This window comes from Bacillus cereus group sp. BfR-BA-01355, from assembly GCF_022663675.1.
Taxonomy (GTDB): Bacteria; Bacillota; Bacilli; order Bacillales; family Bacillaceae_G; genus Bacillus_A; species Bacillus_A thuringiensis_S.
In genome coordinates this window covers 53,782-63,260 of record NZ_JAKUFY010000022.1, presented here as the reverse complement: position 1 = coordinate 63,260, position 9,479 = coordinate 53,782, and the positions used below count along the sequence as shown (strand labels likewise).

The window sequence follows — 9,479 nt, the reverse complement described above, 5'->3', positions numbered from 1 at the left end:
ATGATGGCAGAGAGGTCACACCCGTTCCCATACCGAACACGGAAGTTAAGCTCTCTAGCGCCGATGGTAGTTGGGACCTTGTCCCTGTGAGAGTAGGACGTTGCCAGGCAAAATGGAGGATTAGCTCAGCTGGGAGAGCACCTGCCTTACAAGCAGGGGGTCGGCGGTTCGATCCCGTCATCCTCCACCATATATGTCGGAGGGGTAGCGAAGTGGCTAAACGCGGCGGACTGTAAATCCGCTCCTTCGGGTTCGGCAGTTCGAATCTGCCCCCCTCCACCATTCTTAATTATTGGGCTATAGCCAAGCGGTAAGGCAACGGACTTTGACTCCGTCATGCGCTGGTTCGAATCCAGCTAGCCCAGCCATTAAGAGCCATTAGCTCAGTTGGTAGAGCATCTGACTTTTAATCAGAGGGTCGAAGGTTCGAATCCTTCATGGCTCACCATTTTTAATAAAACATGCGGGTGTGGCGGAATTGGCAGACGCACTAGACTTAGGATCTAGCGCCTTTGGCGTGGGGGTTCGACTCCCTTCACCCGCACTTTTAATAAAACAACTCATACATGTCTTGCGGAAGTAGTTCAGTGGTAGAATACAACCTTGCCAAGGTTGGGGTCGCGGGTTCGAATCCCGTCTTCCGCTCCAATTTTCAATATGACATGCCGGGGTGGCGGAACAGGCAGACGCACAGGACTTAAAATCCTGCGGTGGGTGACCACCGTGCGGGTTCGACCCCCGCCCTCGGCACCATATGCGCCCGTAGCTCAATTGGATAGAGCGTTTGACTACGGATCAAGAGGTTAGGGGTTCGACTCCTCTCGGGCGCGCTTTTATTAACGGGAAGTGGCTCAGCTTGGTAGAGCACCTGGTTTGGGACCAGGGGGTCGCAGGTTCAAATCCTGTCTTCCCGATATTCCAAAAAATATGGGGCCTTAGCTCAGCTGGGAGAGCGCCTGCCTTGCACGCAGGAGGTCAGCGGTTCGATCCCGCTAGGCTCCACTTTATTTAATATATGTCTCGGAGGTATACCCAAGTTCGGCTGAAGGGATCGGTCTTGAAAACCGACAGGCGGTGAGAATCGCGCGGGGGTTCGAATCCCTCTACCTCCTCCATTTTCTTTTAAATGGTTTAGACATATAATAATAAAATATTTATTTTTCCTTCATGGAGGTATACCCAAGTTCGGCTGAAGGGATCGGTCTTGAAAACCGACAGGCGGCGAGAGTCGCGCGGGGGTTCGAATCCCTCTACCTCCTCCATTTTTTAAATTTAATATTGTCGCGGGGTGGAGCAGTACGGTAGCTCGTCGGGCTCATAACCCGAAGGTCGCAGGTTCAAATCCTGTCCCCGCAACCAAATGGTCCCGTGGTGTAGTGGTTAACATGCCTGCCTGTCACGCAGGAGATCGCCGGTTCGACCCCGGTCGGGACCGCCATTTATGTTGGCTCGGTAGCTCAGTCGGTAGAGCAGAGGACTGAAAATCCTCGTGTCGGCGGTTCGATTCCGTCCCGAGCCACCATTTTTTTTATGCCGGCTTAGCTCAATTGGTAGAGCAACTGACTTGTAATCAGTAGGTTGGGGGTTCAAGTCCTCTAGCCGGCATCATTTAGGGGCATAGTTTAAAGGTAGAACTGAGGTCTCCAAAACCTCCAGTGTGGGTTCGATTCCTACTGCCCCTGTAAGTTATATGGGCCTATAGCTCAGCTGGTTAGAGCGCACGCCTGATAAGCGTGAGGTCGATGGTTCGAGTCCATTTAGGCCCATCATATATTATTCCGCAGTAGCTCAGTGGTAGAGCTATCGGCTGTTAACCGATCGGTCGTAGGTTCGAGTCCTACCTGCGGAGCCATGGCCCGTTGGTCAAGTGGTTAAGACACCGCCCTTTCACGGCGGTAACACGGGTTCGAATCCCGTACGGGTCATACAAAAAAGAGTCAGCATTATGCTGGCTCTTTTTTATTTTGTTAATCCTTTTTATAATGTTACTTTCCAGAAATAAATAAAGGAATTTTGGAAAAGCTATGGTATGTATAAAAAGGAGGAAATAAATAATGAGACAAGTTAGAGACTTAATGAGTACCCATATTGTACATTGTACACCGCTAGACAATGTATATGAGGCAGCTGTAAAAATGAAGGAAGAATCGGTTGGATTAATTCCTGTTGTTGAAAATGAGCAAGTTGTTGGGCTTGTTACTGATCGAGATTTAGTTGTTCGAGGGATTGCTGAAAAACATCCTGGATCTAATAAAATTACAAATGTAATGACAACAAATATTATCTCAGTTTCTCCAAATGATTCTATTGAAAAGGCTACAGAGCTAATGGCACAGTATCAAATTAGACGGTTACCAGTAGTTGATAGTGGTCAGCTTATTGGCATGTTAGCACTAGGAGATTTAGCTATAAGGGAATCGGCAGATGATCAAGCTGGATTTGCCTTGAGCGAAATCTCAGAGCATACAGAATAAATTGAAACTTTAATTAACCGAGATTTTAATGGTCACTCATAAAGAGCTAAATTATATATAAAGTTCAGATGCATTATTCTAGTATATATGGATTAAACTAATATATTAGCGTGATGTATCTGAGGCATTATATAATAAGTATATGGTGAATAATTTCGACAGTTTTTTAAAATTTGTTATTCTTAATTTTTAATAAGAGAAAAGATGATATACTGATAGATATAAGTATTATGAGAGATTTTGAATATAACAATATTAATTTTTAATGGTTCGATATTAAATTAATATTTCCTACATAGATGAAAAGGGAAGGGGAATTATATGAAGGCTGTACAGGGCGATCCAAATTGGAATTTGGTTACAGATACATATATAGAACCAAATAATTTCGCTGAATTATTTTCTTTGCTTGTACCTTGTCACCCAAAAGGTGAGGGGAAAGAACGAACTATATTAGTATGGAAAGAGAAAGAATTTTATAAAGAAGAAAATTTAGCGGCATTTATCGTATATGGCATGAATAAAGTAAAGAATTTACCGCAGTTTCATAAAGATGAAATTCCAACTTTAGTGCGTATTCTTCGCTTATGCCAAGAGATTGGTTGGTATGAAGAGGCAAATGCTTTTATGATAGCGCAAGGATTAGCTGAGTTTGTTCATACTTCATTGGAATATGAAACATGGGATCTTTTGACGCAATCAGTTGCTTTAAACTATTTAATTATTAAATATCGTATAGGTGAACTGACAGATAGGGATATTGAAATTTGGGATAGAGTTAAATTTAATGAGAAATGTATAACCGATTGTAAACATTTATTATCTCATAAAGAAGTATTGGAGTTTACATTCTTTTATATGTGCAAGAGAGCGAAATCATTATCAAAAGAGCAATTAAATAGTGATATGATGAGTTTAGCAATGTATTGTAATACTTTCGTATATGATTTATATACACATGATTTATTACGTAAATATCGTAAGTGTACAGATTTCCTATCATATTATGGACCTAGTCAGGCAGTTTTAGCATGTCAAAGAGCTGTATTATCTCAAATTTCCGATCGCTTAGACCCGTTAAAGACAACTCATGTAGATGATTATTTATATGTGATGAAAGAAATGATGGAGCATATGACGCTAGGAGTAATGGATCGATACGGTCATTTTATTGGAAAGCTACTATCTTATGTGCCATTTTTCGAAATGATACAAGTTCCACAGCATGCATATTATTGTGAAGAATTACTGTATATTTGTAAGGGCATTGAATATAAAGAAGAAACACTACGCAATTATATATTTATACAATTACATGATTGTTTACCATCATTCTTTAGGCTATTTCTTAAAAATAAGCGTTACGCAACGATTCATGATATTCTTTTCTATTGGTGTGATGACGAACAACGAATGAGCTTAGAGAAAAAATATAATCTGAGCTTTATTTATGAAAAATATGCTTGTGGATAAACAATATTTTCGATATGAAAAATTAATATAAATTAAAAAGGATCTCCAGTTTATGTGAGATCCTTTTTTGTTAGTAAAACAAGGAGAAAGTGATTAAGACAAGAAACAACATTCCATATAGGAGAAGTTGTGCAGTATAACTTCCTTGTATACCAAAAAAAGTATTGGCTTTCTTATACAAATTCAATATGTATTTTATTGGAGTATCTTTGAAAGATTGGTACACAGTGTCTCCTCTTTCTAAGCTTCTTGTTCTTGTTTTTGGTTATAAGGGACATTAATATATCTAGCTACAAATAATAAAACAGCCATAAAGAATATTGGAAATACAGTAGATAAATAAAAGCCATTACTAATTATATTTGTTATGAGAGCACTCAAAAGAAATATAGCGTTATAAATATGGGCAATTTTTTGTTTTAGTTGCACTTGAAATGATTCCATCATAATTTCTAATGCAACAAAAGCAATAATAATAGATAAAAATACAATGTTTGTATTGTAAATGATTAAACAACAGATTAAACCTAAAAAGGCTACGTATTCAATTATAAGAGGTATATTGCGTGGCATACAACTTACCTAACTAAATATGGCAGTGGATTTACTGCATTTGTTTTTTCAAAATTCCATTCTCCATTATGTAATTCAAAATGAAGATGTTGCCCGTATGAATGACCTGTGTTTCCCATATGACCTACTAATTGTCCAGTTTGTACTTGATCACCAGCTTGTACAGTGCGATCCTTCATATGAGCATAAACAGTTGTATATAATTTCCCATTGATTTGATGCGCAATGAAAACAACATTGCCATAGCTAGCTGAATAATAAGATTTCACAACTTTACCTGCAGCAGCAGCTTGGATAGAGACGTTCCCTGGAGCGGCAATATCTATACCATAATGCATTTGTTCCCAGCGTATATCAAAGGTTGAGCTAATTCTTCCTTGAGCAGGGAATTTGAAAGCAGCTGGAATAGATGAAGGCTGATCTGTTTTGGCTTGTGGTTGATTTTGTACTACATAGTGTTTTGCTACATATCCGTATCCTGTGCCAAAACGAATTTTATACCAAGTTCCTGCAGTTTCTACTACTTGTACTTGTGTACCTTTTTGTAATGAACCGAGTAGAGCGCTACTTGTACTAGTGTTGCTACGTACATTCAGATTAGGTGTTGCAACAGTATATTTTGTATTATTTTGAACGGTGATTCCTTTTACTAAGGGCTGTGAACCATTAGAGATGAATGCTTTTTGTACGTAACCTGTTTGGCCATTATGTGATATTTTATACCATTCGCCTTGATCTTCTTGAACGGTAATGAACTTGCCATTTGGTAATACATCTAAAATGGAAGATTCTAAATTAGGTTCGGAGCGAACGTTCAATGCATTAGCATTGACGATGTATTGATCATTAGATCGAAGTTTGTTTTTTAGTAAAATAGCATCTTTTTGTACATAACCTACTTTATTATGAACAGATACTTTATACCAACCATTAGTTATTTCAAGGATGTTCACTTTTGTATTAAAGCGAATTGTATCAATTGATGTGCTTTTTACGCTATCTTCTGTATGTAATGCTACTTGATCGACTTTGACATACCCAGTTTTAATATTAGATAATTGTTCAGCGTTTGCTTTTTGTACATTTGTTTCACCCATAGAAGGAAGTAAAGAAGCAATCGCTACAGTAGTTGCTGTTAAAGCAGTAGCTTTCATATTCATATAATAGAGACCTCCTCTAGTTGTATAGTTGTAATTTTATTATAGTATAAAGATATAATATAGTGGGTGTATTCACATAAATGTAATATGAAATCAATATAAAAATAAATTTTTTGAGGATAATGATTCCTTATTATCCAATTAATTAGGATAATAATTTCTAAGATAGAATATAAGTATTATATAGTTTTGTTATTTTGTTGACAATTGAGAAAATTAAAACAGTTGATGATGTCTTATTACGATGTTATACTGACAGTGATAATTTCATAGTTTGCTAGGAGAGCTGGTGTTGCCAGCTGAGAGTAGGCCGTAAGCCTTTGATCCTTTTCATTACCTGATCTAGATTATGCTAGCGTAGGGAAGCAATTCGGACACTAATAATAAGTCCCCGTTTCTTTGCGTATAGAAACGGGGCTTTTTTGTTTAAAAATTTCATATTGAAACCACTAGGGGTGCTTGTTGTGCTGAGAGAGGAATAATCCTTAACCCTTACAGACCTGATCTAGGTAATACTAGCGAAGGGAAGTGGAGCAACGAATAAATTATAATTTTATTTGCTGTAACCACTTCTTATTTAGAAGTGGTTTTTTATTTAAATACACATACCGGAAGGGGATAGCGAAATGAAATTTTGCGATAGATTATTAGAAACTGTACAACCAGTTTGGGAGATGAGTCATAATCATCCGTTTGTAGTAGGTATGGGGGATGGCACGTTAGAAAAAGATAAGTTTCAGTATTACATTATTCAAGATTATTTATATTTGTTAGATTATGCAAAGCTATATGCGATTGGTGTTGTAAAAGCAACAAATCCACAAGTAATGGGGAAATTTGCTGAACAAATTGATGGCATATTAAATGGAGAAATGACAATCCATAAACAATATGCAAAAAGACTGGGAATTTCTATAGAGGAGATAGAGTCTGCAAAGCCATCTGCTAAAAATTTGGCTTATACAAATTACATGATGTCTGTATCTCAAAATGGCACACTTGCGGAATTAATAGCAGCACTTCTTCCATGTATGTGGAGCTACTGGGAAATTGGAAAGCGTTTAAATGATATTTCTGGAGCAAGAGATCATGAGTTCTTTGGTGAGTGGATTCAAGGATATAGTTCTGAAGAATACGGTAACCTTTGTATTTGGTTAATCGATTTATTAAATGAAATGGCAGTTGGAAAGTCTGAAAAAGAGCTAGATCAATTAGAGGAGATTTTCCTATATTCCAGTCGATTTGAATATTTATTCTGGGATATGTCCTATCGTAAGGAGATGTGGGGATTTGAGGAGCAAGAACATACTACAGTTTCATAATGTTTCTTTTCATTATGATGAGAAACCAATCATCAATGAATTAAATGCTTCTATACAAGATAAAGAGTTTGTAAGTATTATCGGACCGAGTGGATGCGGGAAAAGTACTCTATTTCGCCTTATTACAGGTTTAGAAGAAGTAAGTACTGGGCAGATAGAGCTGACAGAAACGAAGAGCCATCCTGTAGGGTATATGCCCCAAAAAGATATGCTCCTGCCGTGGCGAACGATTATTGAGAATGCTGCTCTGCCGCTAGAGTGTCAAGGTGTACAGAAGAAAGAAGCACAAATAAAGGCCAAGGAACTGCTACATAAATTTGGCTTACAAGGGTATGAGACAAAATATCCGAAAGATTTATCTGGTGGTATGAGACAACGCGTATCTTTTATTCGAACTTTATTAACAGGTGGGGAGATATTGTTGTTAGATGAACCGTTTAGCGCGTTGGACGCTTTAACGAAGGCATCTTTGCAAGAATGGCTGTTTGAACAATGGAAAGAGTGGGAAAAAACAATTTTATTTATCACTCATGATGTGGAAGAAGCGTTGTTTCTTTCTAATCGAATTTTAGTAGTAGAGCAGCAACCGATAACTACTTTAACCGAGAGGGTTGTACCGCTTGATTGTAATCGAACAAGAAAAGATTTATATAAACCTGAAGTGTTAGCGCTTAAAGATGAGCTTCTTAGTATGTTACAAAGGCAGGTACTCGTATGATGAACCGGTTGAAGGAGCTATTACCTGCCCTTACACTTTCTAGTATTTTACTTGCCTTTTGGGAAGTAGGCGCAAGGATCGTAGATGAAATGTACATTTTACCGTCACCGTCTGCGATTGTAATGAAGATATGGAAACTAAAAGATATATTATTTACGGTTCATTTGCCGGCAACATTATATGTCGTTTTAATAGGTGTGGCAATTTCTATCGTACTTGGGGTAGGGCTAGCGATGTTAATGAACGCGAGTAATTGGATGGAGAGAGCATTTTATCCATTATTAGTCGCTTCACAAACGATTCCTATTACAGCGCTTGCTCCGCTCTTCGTTTTATGGTTTGGATATACGATTTGGAGTAAAGTCGTTGTTACGGTTTTAATTACGTTTTTCCCGATTGCGGTCAATACGTATGATGGACTACGCAGTACGAAAAAAGAATGGGAAGAGCTTTTAGTTACATACGGGGCAACGAAAAAAGATGTTTTTCTTAAATTAAAATTGCCGTCTGCTCTTCCTTATTTTTTCTCAGCTTTAAAAATCGCAGTTCCGCTTAGTGTTATCGGAGCAGCAATTGGCGAATGGCTCGGTGCGCAAGCTGGGTTAGGATATTTCAGTAAAAGAATGATGACGCAGTTAGACGGAGCAGGTGTATTTGCACCCATTGTATTGTTATCATTACTAGCTATTTTCTTCGTCATCCTTATTTCGATATTAGAAAAGAAATTCATTAGTTGGAGGAGGCATTCATGAAATTATTAAAACGCATCTTTGTGTTTACATTATTAGTTGCAATGATTGCTGGATGTTCTAGTAATTCAGCATCAGATAAGAGTAAAAAAGAAAAAGAAATAACGGTCATGCTTGATTGGTACCCAAATGCGGTACATAGCTTTATTTATGCAGCAATTGAAAAAGGCTATTTTAAAGAAGAAGGAGTAAAGGTGAATATTAAATTCCCTTCTAATCCGACTGATCCATTAACTTTAGCAGCTGCAGGAAAAGTAACGGTTGGCTTATATTATCAACCAGATGTTGTTATGGCAAAAGCAAACGAACAAATTCCAGTGAAATCAATTGGAGCTGTCGTACGTTCCCCATTAAATCATGTTGTATCACTGAAGTCAGCAGGCATTCAATCGCCAAAAGATTTAGAGGGGAAAACAGTTGGATATTCTGGAACACCTTTAAGTGAGATGTATTTAAAAACGATGGTAAAAGAAGCTGGTGGTAATCCAGATACAGTGAAAGTAGTCGATGTTGGCTTTGATTTAGTACCAGCATTAATTACGAAAAAAGTGGATGCGGTAACAGGGGCATACATTAACCATGAAGTACCTGTTATGCGTCATGAAGGTCATGAACCAGCGTACTTTAATCCAGCAGATTATGGTGTACCGAATTATCATGAGCTTGTATTTGTAACAGGTGATAAAACGTTGAAAAAAGATAAAGAAGCGTTGCAAGCCTTCTTACGTGGTACGAAAAAAGGCTATGATTTCATGAAGAAAAATCCAGATGAAGCATTAAATATTTTATTAAATCATCAAGAAAAAGAAAACTTCCCGCTTGTACCAGAAGTTGAAAAAGAAAGTATGAAAATTTTATTAGAGAAGATGGAAACGAAAGATGAGCCATTTTTATCAGATTCAAAAGAATCATGGGAAAAACAAAATAAATGGCTGAAAGATAAAGGAATGACGAAAGAAATCGTTCCGGCCGATGAGCTATTCGAAAATATTTTAAAGTAGGCGAATGAA

At 37.8% G+C, this 9,479-nt stretch carries 8 protein-coding genes, 20 tRNA genes, 1 rRNA gene and 2 riboswitches; of the genes, 27 read left to right on the top strand and 2 right to left on the bottom strand.

The annotated features are described in order from the left end of the window. The 23 genes from rrf to MR167_RS10155 form a co-directional block, all read left to right on the top strand. A 5S ribosomal RNA gene (rrf, locus tag MR167_RS10265) occupies window positions 1–109 on the top strand; the annotation flags it as partial. 5 nt (window positions 110–114) lie between these two features. Further along, window positions 115–190 (top strand) — tRNA-Val (locus MR167_RS10260). Window positions 191–198: 8 nt separating this feature from the next. Beyond that, a tRNA-Tyr gene (locus tag MR167_RS10255) sits at window positions 199–282 on the top strand. Between the two features lie 11 nt (window positions 283–293). After that, window positions 294–368: transfer RNA gene (locus tag MR167_RS10250), tRNA-Gln, on the top strand. Between the two features lie 4 nt (window positions 369–372). Next, a tRNA-Lys gene (locus MR167_RS10245) sits at window positions 373–448 on the top strand. Window positions 449–463: 15 nt separating this feature from the next. After that, window positions 464–544 (top strand) — tRNA-Leu (locus MR167_RS10240). A gap of 29 nt (window positions 545–573) precedes the next feature. Next, window positions 574–648 (top strand) — tRNA-Gly (locus MR167_RS10235). 16 nt (window positions 649–664) lie between these two features. Continuing rightward, window positions 665–753, top strand: a tRNA-Leu gene (locus MR167_RS10230). Between the two features lie 3 nt (window positions 754–756). Beyond that, window positions 757–830: transfer RNA gene (locus tag MR167_RS10225), tRNA-Arg, on the top strand. A gap of 10 nt (window positions 831–840) precedes the next feature. Further along, window positions 841–914, top strand: a tRNA-Pro gene (locus MR167_RS10220). 15 nt (window positions 915–929) lie between these two features. Then, window positions 930–1,002: transfer RNA gene (locus MR167_RS10215), tRNA-Ala, on the top strand. A gap of 20 nt (window positions 1,003–1,022) precedes the next feature. After that, window positions 1,023–1,115 (top strand) — tRNA-Ser (locus MR167_RS10210). A gap of 54 nt (window positions 1,116–1,169) precedes the next feature. Next, a tRNA-Ser gene (locus MR167_RS10205) sits at window positions 1,170–1,262 on the top strand. Window positions 1,263–1,282: 20 nt separating this feature from the next. Continuing rightward, window positions 1,283–1,359 (top strand) — tRNA-Met (locus tag MR167_RS10200). Between the two features lie 3 nt (window positions 1,360–1,362). After that, a tRNA-Asp gene (locus MR167_RS10195) sits at window positions 1,363–1,438 on the top strand. An 8-nt stretch (window positions 1,439–1,446) separates the two neighbouring features. Further along, window positions 1,447–1,522: transfer RNA gene (locus MR167_RS10190), tRNA-Phe, on the top strand. A 10-nt stretch (window positions 1,523–1,532) separates the two neighbouring features. Next, a tRNA-Thr gene (locus tag MR167_RS10185) sits at window positions 1,533–1,605 on the top strand. 6 nt (window positions 1,606–1,611) lie between these two features. Next, a tRNA-Trp gene (locus MR167_RS10180) sits at window positions 1,612–1,682 on the top strand. 10 nt (window positions 1,683–1,692) lie between these two features. Next, window positions 1,693–1,766: transfer RNA gene (locus MR167_RS10175), tRNA-Ile, on the top strand. A gap of 11 nt (window positions 1,767–1,777) precedes the next feature. Continuing rightward, window positions 1,778–1,852 (top strand) — tRNA-Asn (locus MR167_RS10170). A 1-nt stretch (window position 1,853) separates the two neighbouring features. Further along, window positions 1,854–1,925, top strand: a tRNA-Glu gene (locus tag MR167_RS10165). A 129-nt stretch (window positions 1,926–2,054) separates the two neighbouring features. Further along, window positions 2,055–2,474 carry a CBS domain-containing protein gene (locus MR167_RS10160; RefSeq protein WP_242314530.1) on the top strand — a complete coding sequence of 140 codons (420 nt, stop codon included), beginning with the start codon at window positions 2,055–2,057 and terminating at the stop codon, window positions 2,472–2,474. Between the two features lie 321 nt (window positions 2,475–2,795). Next, a complete protein-coding gene (locus MR167_RS10155; RefSeq protein WP_000648916.1) occupies window positions 2,796–3,947 on the top strand; it encodes a DUF3965 domain-containing protein in 1,152 nt (383 codons plus the stop codon). 240 nt (window positions 3,948–4,187) lie between these two features. Here MR167_RS10155 and MR167_RS10150 read toward each other — a convergent pair whose 3' ends face one another. Further along, window positions 4,188–4,520 (bottom strand): hypothetical protein, encoded by a 333-nt coding sequence (locus tag MR167_RS10150; RefSeq protein ID WP_001137820.1) that lies wholly within the window; start codon window positions 4,518–4,520, stop codon window positions 4,188–4,190. Between the two features lie 5 nt (window positions 4,521–4,525). Then, window positions 4,526–5,680: an SH3 domain-containing protein gene (locus MR167_RS10145; RefSeq protein WP_001056038.1), complete on the bottom strand. Its 1,155-nt coding sequence runs from the start codon at window positions 5,678–5,680 to the stop codon at window positions 4,526–4,528. 269 nt (window positions 5,681–5,949) lie between these two features. Further along, window positions 5,950–6,061: riboswitch (TPP riboswitch) on the top strand. 60 nt (window positions 6,062–6,121) lie between these two features. Beyond that, a riboswitch (TPP riboswitch) is annotated at window positions 6,122–6,224 on the top strand. Window positions 6,225–6,306: 82 nt separating this feature from the next. On the opposite strand from MR167_RS10145, the gene tenA reads away from it, so the two are divergent. Genes tenA through MR167_RS10125 form a run of 4 tightly spaced genes read left to right on the top strand, consistent with a single transcriptional unit; the run spans window position 6,307 to window position 9,470 of the window. Beyond that, a complete protein-coding gene (tenA, locus tag MR167_RS10140) occupies window positions 6,307–7,002 on the top strand; it encodes a thiaminase II (protein WP_000666835.1) in 696 nt (231 codons plus the stop codon). After that, the gene (locus MR167_RS10135) at window positions 6,971–7,720 is read left to right on the top strand and encodes an ABC transporter ATP-binding protein (protein WP_242314529.1); all 750 of its coding nucleotides are present in this window, start codon (window positions 6,971–6,973) and stop codon (window positions 7,718–7,720) included. Before tenA ends, MR167_RS10135 begins: the two co-directional genes overlap by 32 nt. Then, a complete protein-coding gene (locus MR167_RS10130; protein ID WP_242314532.1) occupies window positions 7,720–8,472 on the top strand; it encodes an ABC transporter permease in 753 nt (250 codons plus the stop codon). Before MR167_RS10135 ends, MR167_RS10130 begins: the two co-directional genes overlap by 1 nt. Further along, a complete protein-coding gene (locus tag MR167_RS10125; protein ID WP_000771335.1) occupies window positions 8,469–9,470 on the top strand; it encodes an ABC transporter substrate-binding protein in 1,002 nt (333 codons plus the stop codon). Before MR167_RS10130 ends, MR167_RS10125 begins: the two co-directional genes overlap by 4 nt. Window positions 9,471–9,479: the final 9 nt, after the last annotated feature.